The 16,085-nt window shown below is 34.8% G+C and carries 16 protein-coding genes; 13 read left to right on the top strand and 3 right to left on the bottom strand.

From position 1 onward, the window contains the following. Positions 1-126: 126 nt before the first annotated feature. A complete protein-coding gene (gene lysS / locus ABJF08_RS09940) occupies positions 127-1,818 on the bottom strand; it encodes a lysine--tRNA ligase (RefSeq protein WP_348116006.1) in 1,692 nt (563 codons plus the stop codon). A gap of 168 nt (positions 1,819-1,986) precedes the next feature. Between lysS and ABJF08_RS09935 the strand changes: the two genes are divergently transcribed. The 7 genes from ABJF08_RS09935 to ABJF08_RS09905 all read left to right on the top strand — a co-directional run bounded on the left by ABJF08_RS09935 (position 1,987) and on the right by ABJF08_RS09905 (position 9,990). Continuing rightward, positions 1,987-2,145: a YqaE/Pmp3 family membrane protein gene (locus ABJF08_RS09935; protein ID WP_015362843.1), complete on the top strand. Its 159-nt coding sequence runs from the start codon at positions 1,987-1,989 to the stop codon at positions 2,143-2,145. A gap of 52 nt (positions 2,146-2,197) precedes the next feature. After that, positions 2,198-2,893 (top strand): lipoyl(octanoyl) transferase LipB, encoded by a 696-nt coding sequence (lipB, locus tag ABJF08_RS09930; protein WP_348116005.1) that lies wholly within the window; start codon positions 2,198-2,200, stop codon positions 2,891-2,893. Positions 2,894-3,173: 280 nt separating this feature from the next. Continuing rightward, positions 3,174-4,379, top strand: a complete 1,206-nt coding sequence (locus ABJF08_RS09925) for a DUF4856 domain-containing protein (protein ID WP_348116004.1) — start codon at positions 3,174-3,176, stop codon at positions 4,377-4,379. Positions 4,380-4,530: 151 nt separating this feature from the next. Then, a complete protein-coding gene (locus ABJF08_RS09920) occupies positions 4,531-5,652 on the top strand; it encodes an imelysin family protein (protein ID WP_348116003.1) in 1,122 nt (373 codons plus the stop codon). A gap of 56 nt (positions 5,653-5,708) precedes the next feature. Then, complete coding sequence (locus tag ABJF08_RS09915; RefSeq protein WP_348116002.1) at positions 5,709-7,100, top strand: HTTM domain-containing protein; 1,392 nt, start codon at positions 5,709-5,711, stop codon at positions 7,098-7,100. Next, positions 7,081-9,507, top strand: coding sequence for a TonB-dependent receptor (locus ABJF08_RS09910; RefSeq protein ID WP_348116001.1), 2,427 nt, complete (start codon positions 7,081-7,083; stop codon positions 9,505-9,507). Before ABJF08_RS09915 ends, ABJF08_RS09910 begins: the two co-directional genes overlap by 20 nt. 156 nt (positions 9,508-9,663) lie before the next feature. Continuing rightward, entirely contained in the window at positions 9,664-9,990 is a 327-nt protein-coding gene (locus tag ABJF08_RS09905; RefSeq protein ID WP_104515569.1) for a YegP family protein, read from the top strand. Between the two features lie 72 nt (positions 9,991-10,062). On the opposite strand, the gene ABJF08_RS09900 is transcribed toward ABJF08_RS09905, so the two are convergent. Further along, positions 10,063-10,518, bottom strand: a complete 456-nt coding sequence (locus tag ABJF08_RS09900) for a hypothetical protein (RefSeq protein ID WP_348115999.1) — start codon at positions 10,516-10,518, stop codon at positions 10,063-10,065. Further along, the gene (locus ABJF08_RS09895; RefSeq protein WP_348115998.1) at positions 10,511-11,311 is read right to left on the bottom strand and encodes a class I SAM-dependent methyltransferase; all 801 of its coding nucleotides are present in this window, start codon (positions 11,309-11,311) and stop codon (positions 10,511-10,513) included. Before ABJF08_RS09895 ends, ABJF08_RS09900 begins: the two co-directional genes overlap by 8 nt. 84 nt (positions 11,312-11,395) lie before the next feature. Between ABJF08_RS09895 and ABJF08_RS09890 the strand changes: the two genes are divergently transcribed. The 6 genes from ABJF08_RS09890 to ABJF08_RS09865 all read left to right on the top strand — a co-directional run bounded on the left by ABJF08_RS09890 (position 11,396) and on the right by ABJF08_RS09865 (position 15,935). Further along, positions 11,396-12,031: a flavin reductase gene (locus ABJF08_RS09890; protein WP_348115997.1), complete on the top strand. Its 636-nt coding sequence runs from the start codon at positions 11,396-11,398 to the stop codon at positions 12,029-12,031. Positions 12,032-12,034: 3 nt separating this feature from the next. Next, complete coding sequence (locus ABJF08_RS09885) at positions 12,035-12,166, top strand: DUF2256 domain-containing protein (RefSeq protein WP_104515565.1); 132 nt, start codon at positions 12,035-12,037, stop codon at positions 12,164-12,166. Positions 12,167-12,312: 146 nt separating this feature from the next. Further along, positions 12,313-13,641 (top strand): DASH family cryptochrome, encoded by a 1,329-nt coding sequence (locus tag ABJF08_RS09880; RefSeq protein ID WP_348115996.1) that lies wholly within the window; start codon positions 12,313-12,315, stop codon positions 13,639-13,641. 244 nt (positions 13,642-13,885) lie between these two features. Beyond that, positions 13,886-15,427 carry a cryptochrome/photolyase family protein gene (locus ABJF08_RS09875; protein ID WP_348115995.1) on the top strand — a complete coding sequence of 514 codons (1,542 nt, stop codon included), beginning with the start codon at positions 13,886-13,888 and terminating at the stop codon, positions 15,425-15,427. A 172-nt stretch (positions 15,428-15,599) separates the two neighbouring features. After that, a complete protein-coding gene (locus tag ABJF08_RS09870; protein ID WP_348115994.1) occupies positions 15,600-15,767 on the top strand; it encodes a lmo0937 family membrane protein in 168 nt (55 codons plus the stop codon). A 36-nt stretch (positions 15,768-15,803) separates the two neighbouring features. Next, positions 15,804-15,935: a hypothetical protein gene (locus ABJF08_RS09865; RefSeq protein ID WP_348115993.1), complete on the top strand. Its 132-nt coding sequence runs from the start codon at positions 15,804-15,806 to the stop codon at positions 15,933-15,935. The last annotated feature ends 150 nt before the right edge of the window (positions 15,936-16,085 follow it).

The following is a 16,085-nucleotide window of genomic DNA, read 5'->3' as shown; positions in this document are numbered from 1 at the left end:
GCATGTCTATAACTGGTTTTGTGACTTTTGTAGAAAATTTTTTCTAGAAATGACTTATACTATTTAACAAAAAAAATCTGCTTATTAGTTATAACAAGCAGATTTATAATTATTTAAATATGTAAATTAAACTACCTCTACAAAAAGTCCATCATCGGTTTTAGAAACCTTTGCGACTTTTTTACCTGTAAGTCCTTTAATAGATTTGTCCCATTTTTTACCACTTAAACCAGCCTGATCTTTAAGAGCAGCTAGCTCTATTTTACCAGACTTAGAAAGTAGTTCAAAAACGTGTTTTTCATCTTCATTAAGCTCAACACTTGTTGTGTTTTCTGGCTTCATTTGAGGGAAGAAAAGCACTTCTTGTATAGATGGGTTATTTGTAAGATACATGATTAAACGGTCCATTCCTATTCCTAATCCTGAAGTAGGAGGCATTCCATATTCAAGAGCTCTCAAGAAATCTTGATCTATAAACATAGCCTCGTCATCACCACGATCTGCTAGTTTTAATTGTGCTTCAAAACGTTCTCTTTGATCAATAGGGTCGTTTAATTCAGAATAAGCATTTGCTATCTCTTTACCACAAACCATTAATTCAAAACGCTCTGTTAATTCTGGATTATCACGGTGTTGCTTGCATAACGGTGACATCTCTTTAGGATAGTCTGTGATAAAAGTAGGTTGTATGTACTGTCCTTCACATTTTTCTCCAAAGATCTCATCGATAAGCTTTCCTTTACCCATGGTAGCATCTACTTCTATTCCTTCCGCTTTCGCGAAAGCGAATAACTCTTCTTCACTTTTTCCATCGATATCAAACCCAGTGAAATCGATGATAGACTGACGCATGGTTACTCTAGGATATGGTGCTTTCCATTCTATAGTATGCTCGCCGAACTGGCTAGTCGTTGCTCCATTTACCTTTACAGCACAGTTTTCTAACAGTTTTTCTGTGAAGTCCATCATCCAGTTGTAGTCTTTATAAGCTACATAGATTTCCATAGCAGTAAATTCTGGATTGTGCGTGCGATCCATTCCTTCATTACGGAAGTTTTTACTGAATTCATAAACACCATCAAAACCACCTACTATAAGTCTCTTTAAATACAGCTCATTTGCGATACGCATATAAAGCGGCATGTCTAGAGAGTTGTGGTGTGTTATAAATGGACGTGCAGACGCTCCACCTGGAATAGGTTGTAAGATAGGAGTCTCTACTTCAAAATACTCTCTGTCGTTAAAGAACGATCTCATAGCATTAAAAAGTTTAGTTCTTTTTACAAAAACTTCTTTTACATGTGGGTTTACAGCAAGATCTGCATAACGCTGTCTGTAACGCATTTCAGGATCATTAAACTCGTCATAAGTTTTTCCTTCAGCATCTGTTTTAGGTAATGGTAATGGTTTTAAAGACTTACTTAATAAAGTGTATTCTTTAATATTAACCGTAATCTCACCTACTTGGGTTTTAAAAAGTTCTCCTTTAATACCTATAAAATCTCCTAGGTCTAATAACTTTTTAAATACATCATTATACATAGATTTATCATCACCAGGACATATCTCGTCGCGGTTAAAGTATACCTGTATACGACCGTCTGCATCTTGAATCTCGCCAAAGGAGGCTTTCCCTTGAATCTTCTTACGCATTAATCGACCAGCGATTACTACCTGTTTACCTTCCTGGAAATCGGCTTTAATCTTTTTAGACGTATTATCTACTGGATAAAGTGCCGCTGGATAAGGATCTATTCCCATCTCGCGCAGCTTGCCTAGTTTCTCACGGCGTACGATTTCTTGTTCAGAAAGTTGCATAATTTTTATTTGAATTAAGCTTGCAAAGATAACTTGGTATAACCGTGTAACAAAATAGAATTCTGTAAGTCTTTTATATAGGCAGCTGTTATTAACGGTACTTTTTGTTAATTCGTTAAACGTTAATATACACCTAGTTGCTTACCATTAATTTAAAGACTTTAAAGTATGAGTATTTGGCGCGTTATTTTGGCCATCATTTTTCCACCACTAGCTGTTATAGGTAAAGGCTGTGGATCTATCATTATAGTATTCTTGTTAACATTGCTAGGCTGGATTCCTGGAGTAATTGCGGCTTTGATTATTTTAAATAATCCTGATAGGTAAATACTATCTCTTACTATAAGGTAAACTGAATACATACTTCTACCTTTGCAACATGAATAAGAAAGTGAATTTTCAAGATCTAGGACGCAAGGATTATAAAGAAACTTGGGACTACCAGGAACAACTCTTTAAAAGTATTCTCGATACCAAAATCAAGAATAGGAGAGAAGACGCTGGTCTAGAGACTCAAAATCATTTATTATTTGTAGAGCATGACCATGTATATACATTAGGTAAAAGCGGCGATTTAGAAAATCTACTAGCAAACGAGGGTTTACTTAAAAATATAGGAGCAACTTTCTATAAAATTAATCGTGGTGGTGATATTACCTATCATGGACCTGGACAGATTACAGGTTATCCTATTCTAGATTTAGATAATTTTTTTACAGATATTCATAAATACCTACGTTTCTTAGAAGAGGTATTCATTAAAATCCTTGCCGACTATGGACTTAAAGGAGAACGCAGTGATGGCGAGACAGGTGTTTGGCTAGATGTAGGGACTCCATTTGCTCGCAAGATTTGTGCACTAGGTGTAAGGGCTAGTCGCTGGGTGACCATGCATGGCTTTGCATTTAATGTAAATACTAACTTGGGTTACTTTGACCACATCATTCCTTGCGGGATAGAAGATAAGGCCGTTACTTCTCTCGCGGCAGAACTTAAAAGAGAGGTTGATATGGAAGAAGTGAAGTCCAAAATTCAAAAATACTTTGTAGAGCTTTTTGAAGCAGAGTTGGTTTAATAGACTTGCTTTTTTGATGATTCCGCTTTCGCGAAAGCGAGAACACATATACTTCATATAGAATCTATTAACTTATTACTATGTGACTAGTAATAAGTTATGTAAGTTTTTACTTTATTCTATTTAGAATCATTCTATATATTTTATCAATAGTACAGGTACTTAGTATAAGTAATAACAATTGATAAAAGAATCAGTTATGTTTATTTAATCTAAATAAGGGTTTTATCTTTGCGCTCGCAAATAACAATTATTTATATCAAGTCTAAATAAAAGTAAAATGAGAATTACCAAAATATCTATTTTATCCATCGCAGCATTAACAGCTACATTTTTCACATCTTGTGATAGTGATGATGACGTAGCGACTATCGCTGTACAGACTCCTGCAACTTATTCTTTCCAAAGAAATAGTGCTACAACGGTAAGCTATTCTGGACAATCTACTAGAATCGCAATGGCCGAAGAAATTAAGTCTGGTTTTAAAAACACAGCACTTACAGAGGCGCAATTAGATAACATGTTTGCTCATATAGAAGGAGCAAGTGATTTTACTGATGCAGATTTAAACGCATCTGATAAAAGTGTACGTAGTAAAGTAGCTGCTAGTGCAGACTTTTTCTCTGCAAACACAACTGTTGCAGCAGCTATCAAAGCAGATTTTGATGGTTTTATCTCTTCTCAAGTAAACGACGTATTCCCAGTATGGAATTCTAATGCAGCCGCTGGTGTTGCAGGACAGATTCAACAAGCTGGTGGTGGTACAGTAAGATATGTAAATGCAAAAGGTCTTGAGTACGATCAGGCCTTTGCAAAAGGTCTTCTAGGTGCGTTAATGACAGATCAAATTCTTAATAACTACCTAAGTCCAGCTGTTCTTGATGCAGGAGATAATAGAGTGGACAATGATAACGCTGTTCTAGAAACCGGTAAGAACTATACTACTATGGAGCATAAATGGGACGAGGCTTTTGGTTACCTATACGGTGCTGAGGCAGATGCTACTGCACCAGTTCTAGATCAAGATAGCTTTTTAAGTGAATATCTAGACCGTGTAGAAGGTGATAGCGATTTTACAGGTATTGCTGCAACTATATATGACGCTTTTAAATTAGGTCGTGCTGCAATAGTAGAAGGTGATTATGATTTAAGAGATGAGCAAGCAAATATCATTAAAGAAAATATTTCTAAAATCCCTGCTGTAAGAGCGGTGTTTTATATGCAAGCAAGTAAATCTAACTTAAGCTCTGATCCTGCTAGTGCTTTTCATGCACTTTCTGAGGCTTATGGTTTTATATACAGTTTACAGTTTACTAGACAGCCTGGTACTACACAACCTTACTTCACAAAAACTGAAGTAGATGCTTACCTAGCAGAATTAATGACAGGTAACGGTTTCTGGGATGTAGATACAGCAACTCTAGATAGAATCTCTGATGAGATCTCTGCAAGATTTACTTTTACTACTGCACAAGCAGCAGACTAAAAAGTCATAATTAGCCAATGAAAAATTTCAAAACTGTCCTCGGGCGGTTTTGGAATTTTTCTGGATTAAAAGATTAACATTAAGTTGGTGTTGTTAATGAGTCATATTCTCGACTACCATCTTAAATTTGCAAACTTTTTAAAATTAAAAAATGAAGTTAAGAAACTTAGTATTAGTACTTTTTGCAGCGATCGCTATAGGATCATGTAGTGAGTCTGAAGATGATGGAGTAGCAACTACTACAGATAGCTTTGATAGAAAAGCTTTGCTAGAGAATGCAGCCGATAATATTATTATCCCAGCATTACAAGATTTAAGTGATGACTTGAATTCACTTAAAACTTCTAAAGATCTTTTTATCGCAACGCCTAATCAGGCTAACCTAGATGAGCTAAGAGAAGAGTGGTTAGATGCTTACATGACATGGCAATATGTAGAAATGTTTAACATAGGTAGAGCTGAGGAGATTTTATATTCTTTCCAGATGAATATCTATCCTACAAATGTTACTGATATTCAAAATAATATTGCAAGCGCGTCTTATGATTTAACAAGCCCTAATAATAATGACGCAGTAGGTTTTCCTGCAGTAGACTATTTACTATATGGTGTTGCAACAGATGATCTTAGCATTCTAGATACTTACACAAATAATACAAATGCTCAAGGATATAAAGATTACTTGAGTGATGTTATTGATCAAATGGATTCTTTAACAACTGCAGTTTTAAACGACTGGACAGGTTCTTATAGAGATATATTTGTTAATAGTACAGGAAATACGGTAACTAGTTCGGTAAATTTATTGATAAATGACTTTATCTTTTATTATGAAAAAGGACTTAGAGCTAATAAAGTAGGTATACCTGCAGGTGTGTTTTCTACGACACCTCTAGCAGATAGAGTAGAAGGCTTTTACAGTGAAGAATTTTCTAAAGAACTTGCTCTAGAAGGTTTACAAGCAGTAGATGATTTCTTTAATGGTAGAGCTTATGATGGATCAACCACAGGACCTAGTTATGCTAGTTATGTAACAGAGTTGAGAACCAACAGCGGTACTTCAGATCTTACCACTGCTATCAATAGCCAACTAGCAACGGCAAGAGCACAAATGAATGTACTAGATGACAATTTTGCAAATCAGGTGAATACAGATAACTCTTTAATGACTAGAACTTATGACGAGTTGCAACTTGCCACTGTTTTATTTAAAATAGATATGCTGCAAACGTTAAATATAAGCGTTGACTTTGTAGATGCAGACGGTGACTAATTGATAACTAATATTTAAAAAAGGTTGCCCATCTTTGTGGCAACCTTTTTTTTGGAATGAAATCAAATATTCATACATACTTCAATAGAACAACATCTGCGGCGCCACTGGCGATTTTCCGTATAGGTTTTGGGGTCATGATGTTATATAGCATTATAAGATTTGCAGCTCACGGCTGGATCAATACCTTATATATAGAACCACAATTTCATTTTAGTTATTTTGGGTTTACTTGGGTGCAACCTGTAGGTAATGCGACCTATTTGATTTTTGCACTTTGTGGACTAGCAGCATTATTTGTAGCGCTAGGTTATAAATATCGCATATCTATGCTGGTGTTTTTTCTCAGTTTTACCTACATCGAGTTGATGGATAAAACCACCTATCTCAACCATTATTACTTTATAAGTGCGTTAAGTTTTTTACTGCTTTTTTTACCAGCAGCACGTTATTTTTCCATAGATACTTTAGATAATACTGTTGCAAAGGATGAAAATAAACAAACTCCTCAAATCCCTAAATGGACTATAGATAGTATAAAATTACTTCTAGGAGTAGTTTATTTCTATGCAGGTCTGGCCAAATTAAATAGCGACTGGCTTATAAAAGCCATGCCATTAAAAATATGGTTGCCTTCTAAATATGATATACCACTATTAGGAAACCTCATGGAACAAGAATGGGTGCACTATGCCTTCAGCTGGTCTGGGATGTTGTACGATCTATTCATACCTTTTTTACTTCTCTATAAAAGAACGCGAATTCTAGCATTTGTAGCCGTGGTCGTTTTTCACGTCTTAACACGTGTTTTATTCCCTATCGGTATGTTCCCATTTGTTATGATAGTAAGCGCACTTATCTTTTTTGATTCTGGACTACATGAAAGAATCATTAATTATATAAGAAGACTGTTGTTGCCATTAAAGATGTTTTTTATTCCGCTTTCGCGAAAGCGAGTACCCAAAAAAGCAATGGAACTTAAATACAAGCGATTCATTTTACCAATTTTAGGTATTTTCTTTGCCTTACAATTGCTGTTGCCATGGCGTTATCTAGCCTATCCTGGAGAGTTATTCTGGACAGAAGAAGGGTATCGATTTTCATGGCGCGTCATGCTTATGGAAAAAATGGGAAGTGCTCAGTTTAAAATAGTTGATGAAGATGGGAAGTCATTTTATGTACAAAACAGTGACTTCTTAACTCCATTTCAAGAAAAGCAAATGAGCTACCAGCCAGATTTTATATTACAATACGCACATTTTTTAGGAGACCATTTTACCCAACAAGGTCATAAGAACGTGGCTGTTTACGTGGATAGTTATGTAGCTCTTAATGGAAGATTAAGCCAGCCGTACGTAGATAAAGCGGTAAATTTGTACGCGATTAAAGAATCATTCCAGCATAAAAGCTGGATTTTACCATTCAACGATGAGATTAAAGGATTATAGTTTTATAATTATAGCTCTATTAATGAGCTGTAGTGCGATAGCACAATTTCAAATATCTGGAAAAGTAACCGATGCTGTAACTGGTGTTGCTATTAATGATGTAGATATTTATGATAAAGATGCTGGTGTACTCGCTACTACGGACGCTAGTGGTAACTATCGATTTGAGACTCAAAAAACGACTCTTACTCTTGTTTTCTTTACTTATGAATATGACGTGCTGGAAACCAATCTTTCCATATCTAGCGATGCGGTTCATAATTTTAAATTAAAAGAACTTTCTGAACAATTAACAGCGATAGAAATAACGGCTAGAAAGGAAAAAATATTCCAGATAGAACGTTTAAAAGATGTAGAAGGAACGGCTATTTATGCCGGTAAAAAGACAGAAGTTGTTCTTATAGAAAACTCTACGGCAAACCTAGCTACTAACAATGCGAGACAAATTTATAATCAGGTAGCTGGGCTTAATATTTATCAAAATGACGATGCAGGTTTACAGCTTAATATAGGTGGTCGTGGACTAGACCCTAATAGAACTGCAAATTTTAACACGCGCCAGAATGGTTATGACATCAGTGCAGATGTTTTAGGTTATCCAGAAAGTTATTATGCACCACCTACTGAGGCTTTAGGTAGCATACAGATTATACGTGGAGCGGCTTCTTTACAATATGGAACACAATTCGGTGGGTTAGTGAATTTTGTTATTAAAAAGCCTAATGCTACTCAACCTATTGAGTTTATAACTCGTAATACAGTAGGAAGTAATGGACTGTATACTAATTTCACAAGTCTTAGTGGTACAGCTGGTAAGTGGAGTTATTACACCTTCTTTAATTATAAGCGTGGTGATGGTTTTAGACCTAATTCTGGTTTTGAATCAAAGAATGCTTATGCTCATGTAGGTTATCAGTTCAATGAAAAAACTAAAGTAACTGCCGAGGTTACTTACCTGAATTACCTAGCGCAACAGGCTGGTGGTTTAAATGATAATCAGTTTCAAGAAGATCCTTTTCAAAGCAATAGAGAGCGCAACTGGTTTGAAGTAGACTGGTTACTTTATAACGTTACTTTTTCTCACGATTTTTCTGAGGATACTAAATTTACTTTTAGTGCCTTTGGACTCGATGCACAAAGAAATGCTCTAGGTTTTAGAACTAATAGAGTAGATCAAGTAGATCCAGGAACAGAGCGTGATTTAATAAAAGGAGAGTTCAACAACTTTGGTGCAGAGGCTCGTTTCTTAAGTAATTATGAGCTAGCTGGTAAAAAATCAATTTTCTTGATAGGTTCTAAATTCTATAAGGCAGATAATACGAGCCAGCAAGGTCCTGGAAGTGACGGTAGTGATGCCAACTTTGATTTTCAAACAGAAGAATTTCCTAATTATCCCAATCAAAATGAATTTGTGTATCCTAATTTAAATGTTTCTTTGTTTGGTGAGAATATCATTTACTTGAATGATAAGCTATCCATTACTCCTGGTTTTAGACTGGAATATATAAAAACTGAAAGTGATGGTTTCTCGAGAGAAATAAGAACAGATGCAGCTGGAAATGTCATTTTTAATGAACGTGTAGATGAGAATCGTGTTAATGAAAGAACATTTGTATTACTAGGTTTAGGGTCCAGTTATAAAGCAAATAAATCATTAGAGTTTTACGGTAACATATCTCAAAACTACCGATCTGTTACCTATACAGATATAAGCACAGCAAATCCAGCTTTTGAGATCGATCCAGATATTGATGATGAAAAAGGCTTTACAGCAGATGTAGGTGCTCGTGGTAATTATAGAGATTTGGTATCCTATGACGCTAGTGTGTTTGCATTAGTATATCAAGATCGTATAGGTTTTAGACAGATCGTGTCTGACGGTCGTGTAAAAAGTGAGCGAGGTAATGTAGGTGATGCTTTTATCTATGGACTAGAGAGTCTAGTAGATTTTAATTTGAATAAATTATTTATTAATGATACAGATTATGTGTTTAATCTGTTTTTTAATACATCAGTTTTAAGTTCTGAATACACCAGTTCTGAAGAGAATGGAGTAGAAGGTAATAAGGTAGAATTTATACCAGAATTCAATTTTAAAACAGGTTTAAAGTTTGGGTATAAGAACTTTCTTGCCAGTCTTCAATACTCTTATCTATCAGAGCAATTTACAGATGCTACAAATGCCGTAGATGGTAATTTAAGTGGTGTGATAGGTTCTATACCATCTTATGATATTATGGATTTTTCTACCTCTTATAAGTTTAATAAGCGATTTAAGTTAGAAGCAGGAATCAACAATGTACTGGATAATGCTTACTTTACAAGAAGAGCAACTGGTTATCCTGGTCCAGGAATTATACCGTCACCTAACCGTAATTATTACATGACGCTAGAGATAAAGATTTAATTTTTAAGATTATAATCTAGTATGTATGAATTTTATGGAGCTTTTAGACATATGATTTGAGATGTGTAAATACTTGTAGAGTAGATAAGAATATTCTAAAACCTCAAAACAACTTTTACTTTTTACTACCTTTAGCTATTCATTAAAAATACAGACATGGGAAAATTTGAAATATATAAAAATAAGTCAGGAGAGTTCCGTTTTAGACTTAAAGCATCTAACGGTCAGACTATTCTTGCTAGTGAAGGTTATACAACCAAAGCAGCTAGAGATAATGGTATTGAATCGGTACGTAAGAACTCTCAAGATGAGAAGCGTTTTGTAAACGGAGTTAGTAAATCAGATCAGCCTTATTTCAACCTTACTGCAACTAACGGTCAGGTAATAGGTAAAAGCGAGATGTATAATTCTGAAGCCGCTAGAGATAATGGAATCGAGAGCGTTATGAAAAATGCACCTGAAGCAAAGGTGGTAGAATCTTAGAACTATTCTAGGTTTAAAAAAAATCCCTTTTCAATTTTAATTGAAAAGGGATTTTTTTTTGGATTACTCACATTATAACTTTTTCAGTTTTTTACTGATATTTATTAAAGCTATTTCTATACCAACTAAAAATTCACCTTTATTAATATAAGGTTGGACATCTCCACTTATTTTTAAGGAAGTCTTTTTATTAATAAGAGACTTGAGATTTCTTCCAACGAAAATTTTAAACTGATGTTTTAAAGGATTTAAGAACAAAGTGATATGATCATTATAGTTTGCTCTTAAACCGTAATTATGTAATTCCTCAAGATTAACTTGGTTTAAGTTCTTATCTACGACCGATATACTTAAAGTGTTTTTACTGTCGTTATGCTTCTTAAGAAAACTCATTAATACGAGACCGGAGTATTTATTATAGCCGTAATATTTTTTGCCAAATAGGCTATAAAATCTAAATGATGAATAATAGAAGACTTGCTGAAACTTGGATTTGGTGACTAAGTATTTTAATTTTAAATTATTCACCCTTTCTAACTTTTACCTCAAATAGAGTGGGGCTCAAGCCATCTTTTATATAATAAAGTCCGTCTTCTCGTTTTTCCATATCAGGGAATACGTTGTAGGGACTGCCATCATGTTCGGCAAACAACTCTAAGGTTAATCCTGCATTTATCAAGGATTGAATAACCTGGCTTAAAGAATGATTCCAGCCGTATTCTTTAGAAATCATTTTTGAATCTTGGTCCGCATAGGTGCCTGAATATTCTTCATAGATAGCTTCATTTTGTGCATAATGATATTTTAAAGAAGGCTCTTCTTCTGTATAGTCTACCATCCATAATATAGGATGAAATTCTACTAAGTAGAAAATACCACCTGGTTTTAATCGCTCTGCAATCATTTGTGCCCATGGTTTTAAATCGGGCAACCAGCCTATGGTTCCGTAACTAGCAAAAATAATGTCAAATTGTTCTTTTACATATTGCGAGGTGTCCATCACATTGCAACAAACAAATTTTGCTGGCAGTTCTAATTCGGCACTCAGTTTTCTTGCTCTATTGATAGCCTTGTCAGAGATGTCTACAGCGGTAACTAGAGCACCTTTATTAACCCAGCTCAAAGAGTCTTGACCGAAATGACATTGCAAATGCAGTAAACTCTTGCCGGTTACATCTCCTATTGCGTTTATTTCATAAGAGTTTAATGAGTTTCTCGCTTTCGCGAAAGCGTGCTTATCATAAAAATCACTCTCATAATGAACCTCTGCCTTTGTGTTCCAGGTTTCTTTATTGATCTCAAATGCTTTCTGTAAATCCATGACAGCAATTTAGGAAAGTTTAAACAGTTAAAAAACAGCTATCGACGTTGTTTTGTTTTACCTTTGACTTAATAAGTTAAACAAATGAAACACATAGATCAACAAGAGCTTAAAAGTTACGAGCGCATTTATAGAGGTAATCTTGTAAATAGTATAACAGGCTTTAAAAGTGCTAACTTGCTTGCCACGAGATCAAATGACGGTGTAAATAACGTTGCCATATTTAGCAGTGTGACGCATTTAGGTAGCAATCCTGCCTTATTTAGTTTTGTCCAAAGGCCACTGGGTCATGGTGCAGGACATACCTATCATAATCTTAAAGAGACAGGTAAAATAACGCTTAATCATGTGAGTAAAACTCTTGTAGAACGTGCACATCAATCTAGTGCTAAGTATGATACTAGTATTTCAGAGTTTGAAGAATTAAATATTGAGCTTTTAGAAAGAGATGGTTTTAACTCTCCATTTGTAAAAGAATCTCCCGTTCAAATTGCTGCCGAATATGTAAATGAATACCATCTAGCAGAGAACAATTGCATTCTAGTAATTTGTAAAATCACAGATGTATTTTTCAATGAAGAAATTCAGGCGCAAGATGGGTGGTTAGATCTAGGAAAAGCTGGTACAGTTACTATTAATGGATTAGATGGTTATGCCACAGCACAAGTAGATAAGAGACTTTCATACGCTCAGGTAGGTAAAAAATTAACGGAATTATAATCCATGCGCAATCAGCACAATTTACCTACTAAAACCTGTCCCGTCTGTAATCGTGATTTTACATGGCGTAAAAAATGGGAAAAGAACTGGGAAACAGTAAAGTACTGCAGTAAGAAATGTAGCTCTAATAAGTGATTTGAGAATTTGTTGACGATGTAAAAAAAAACATTGAGATAGAATTTAACTAAACCGCCCTGCGAAGGCCTGATAGATAATAGAGGTTTTAATTCAAAATATTTCTTTTGAGTTTAAATTTAAGTTTAGATTTTAATTTACACCACATGAGTAACCTAGTTTGGTTTAGAAACGACCTAAGAGTACAAGATAATCATAGTTTAAAAGCAGCATGTGAGAATGATGGTGCAGTAATAGGCGTTTATTTCTTTGATCCTAATTTTTACGAGAAGAGTAAATTTGATCTAGATATAGAGTTGCCATTTGGTAAGACAGGCAAATATAGAGCGCAATTTATAAGAGAAGCCGTAGAGAATCTAAGAGCCAATTTAGAGAAATACAATATTCCGTTATTAATTTTTCACGCGTCACCTGCTCAGGTTATTCCAGACTTAATCGGTAAGCTAGATATTAAAAATATCTATCTACAAAAGGAATGGACTCGAGATGAATTGCAACAAGAAGAAGATCTAGGCAAAGCGATCGATAAAGCTGGACTTAAAAATGAGGTAAAAGGCTATCGTGTGTACGACCAGTTTTTATTCCATCCAGAAGATGTTCCTTTTGATAGCTGGAATAAAATACCGCGTGTTTTTACTGAATTCCGTAAGAAGTGTGAGAAGCAGTCTAAGGTTAGAGAATTAGTAGATATAACTGGATATACTCAAGTAAAACCACAAGCAGTAGAAACGCAAATACCTACTTTAAAAGACTTAGGACTAGAAGATTTTAAAAAAGATACTCGCAGTGCCTTTCCATGGCAAGGTGGCGAGACTGCCGCATGGGAACGACTCGATCATTATTTCTGGCAAACTGAGAAACTTCAATACTATAAAAAGACTAGAAATGGACTTCTAGGTATAGATTACAGCAGCAAATTCAGTGCGTGGCTGGCGATAGGTTGTATATCTGCACGACAGATTTATCATGAAGTGCAGCGATTTGAAAAAGAGATCAAGAAGAATCAAGATACCTACTGGTTAATCTTTGAATTGATATGGAGAGATTTTTTCAAGTTTGTATCCCTTAAACATGAAAGTCAGATTTTCATGTTAGGTGGTATTTTACAGAAGGAATATGAATGGAAATCTAGTTTACGAGAGCTGGATAAATGGATCAATGGTACTACACATGAGGCTTTTGTAAATGCAAATATGAAAGAGCTGTCCACAACAGGATGGATGAGTAATCGCGGTAGGCAAAATGTTGCCAGCTACTGGTCCATGCACAGAGAACAAGATTGGAGAATAGGAGCAGCCTACTTTGAGCACATTCTCATCGATTATGACGTGCATTCTAATTATGGCAACTGGATGTATAATAGCGGTGTAGGAAATGACCCTAGAAATAGAACATTTAATATCCAGTTGCAAGCCAGCCGTTATGATAGTGATGGAAAGTTTCAACGATTGTGGTTGCAAGAAGGATTGTTTTGAAATTGAAATTAAAAAAGAACTTAAAGTTAGAATCGCATAAAAGATGCTAGGTCGAGTGATGGTCGAGATCGGTTTGTAATAGGAAAAAATCTGAAATAAAATAATAACTTACTCAAAATGAGTGAATAAGATTTGTTATTCCGACGATCTCTTAAATTTAAGCTTAAGTTTTAAAAACCTGAGAGGTAATAAAGTAGTGCCGTTCTGTAATGGCATTACTAATAAAATTAATAGATAAACCACCATGAAAACACTACGATTAATATTAGGAGATCAATTGAACCACCAGCACTCTTGGTTTCAAGAAGATCAAGAACACGTGATTTATTTCATGGCAGAGATGCGTCAGGAAACAGATTATGTAACACACCACATTCAGAAAGTGGTAGCGTTTTTTATGGCGATGCGTAGTTTTAATGATTGGATCAAGGACCGTGGTTGGCAAAGTGTTTATTATCGATTAGATCATAAAGAGAACACTCAGGATTTAATAGAAAATCTTAATAAGCTTATTAAAGAACATAAGATTGAAAAATTTGAATACCTCGCACCAGATGAATGGCGACTGGACCAGCAATTACGTGATTTTTGTAAATCCCTAGAGATAGAATGGCAGGGGTATGATACAGAGCATTTTTTAACCAAAAGAAAAGACGTAGAGAAATTCTTTGAAGGAAAAAAACGCTGGACTATGGAGTATTTCTATCGCGATATGCGTAAGAAGTACGACATCATGATAGAAGGAGATAAAGAACCAGAAGGTGGTAAATGGAATTATGACCAGAGCAATCGTAAAAAATGGGACGAGAAAACTGCCATACCACATGAAAGAGGTTTTAGAAAAGAAGTAACAGAAATAACAGATTTATTAGAAAAAAAAGGAGTTAAAACTATAGGCCGCATAGATGCTAATAATTTTAATTGGCCCACTACTAGGCAAGATGGACTAGATGTTTTAAATTATTTCTGTGAGCATTTATTGGTACATTTTGGAGATTTTCAAGATGCGATGCACACTGATCAGGATTATCTATTTCATTCCAGGTTAAGCTTTGCTATGAATTGTAAGTTGCTTTCTCCGCTCGAGGTAATTAAGACTGTTTTATCTCGCTTTCGCGAAAGCGGAACACCACAAATAGACATCTCTCAAGTAGAAGGGTTTATACGACAGATTCTAGGCTGGCGAGAATACATGCGCGGAATGTACTGGAGTTACATGCCTGGATATCAAACTAAGAATAAATTAGAAAATAGAAATAAACTCCCAGAATTTTATTGGACTGGAGATACTAAAATGAATTGTTTAAAACACTCTATTAATAATTCATTAGATAACACTTATGCGCATCACATACAACGATTAATGGTGACTGGTAACTATGCCTTACTTACCATGACAGACCCTAGTTATGTAGACGAGTGGTATTTGGGTATCTATATAGATGCCATAGAATGGGTGGAGATTACTAATACTAGAGGTATGTCACAATGGGCTGACGGTGGTCTGGTCGCTACTAAACCCTATGTAAGTAGTGGTAGTTATATCAATAAAATGAGTAATTACTGTAAAGGTTGTGTTTACAAAGTATCTAAGAAAAAAGCCGAGGAAGATGCGTGTCCTTTTAATTCTCTTTATTGGAATTTTCTGGAAGAGAAAAAAGAACATTTTAAAGGCAATCAACGTATGAACATGATGATGGCTTTACTTAAAAAAATGGATCCAGAATTGTTAAAGAAACACCAGGCGCGCGCTCAGGACGTTATTCATTTACCTTCAAATTATTAAATTGATATTATTACATTATTAAACTAAATACATTCTTTAAATTTTTATTCACGTCTTGTTTTTACGAATTCCTTACGAATATTTGTTAAAAATTATTCAATTGCTATTTTGTTAACAACAGTAACTTCAGAGTATTCCTACATTTGTATCGAACCAATAAAAAAGAAATATTATGAGAAGTATACTTTGGCTAGTAGCAGTTGTTTGTGTAATCATTTGGGTACTGGGTCTAGTAGGCGTAGGTGGCGGAATGGGAGAGAGTGGATTAATTCACATCTTACTTGTAATTGCAGTAATCGTAATTCTAATAAATATTATTTCAGGTAGAAAGCCTCTATAATATCAACTTAAATTAACCTAACTAAATTAAATTATTATGATCAAGAGATTTGTAGTTATCGCAATAGCAGCAATGTTTACACTAGGGACTGTAAGCTGTAGAGAAGAAAAAACACTAGGGGACAAGGTAGAAGATGTCGCTGATGATATAGAAGATTCAGTAGATTAATTTTATCCCTGTCTAGTCCTAAATAACCGATACAGATTATTAAAGGATTAAATTTATTATTTAAATCTCAATGAAGCTAGCTTCGTTGAGATTTTTTTGATTTGTATGTTTTTCTTGTTAATTGATTTTGTTTGTGCATTTGAATAGGTG

Origin of the sequence: Nonlabens sp. (assembly GCF_039941875.1) — a bacterium.
Lineage (GTDB): Bacteria > Bacteroidota > Bacteroidia > Flavobacteriales > Flavobacteriaceae > Nonlabens.
This window is presented reverse-complemented; position numbering and strand designations above follow the sequence as displayed.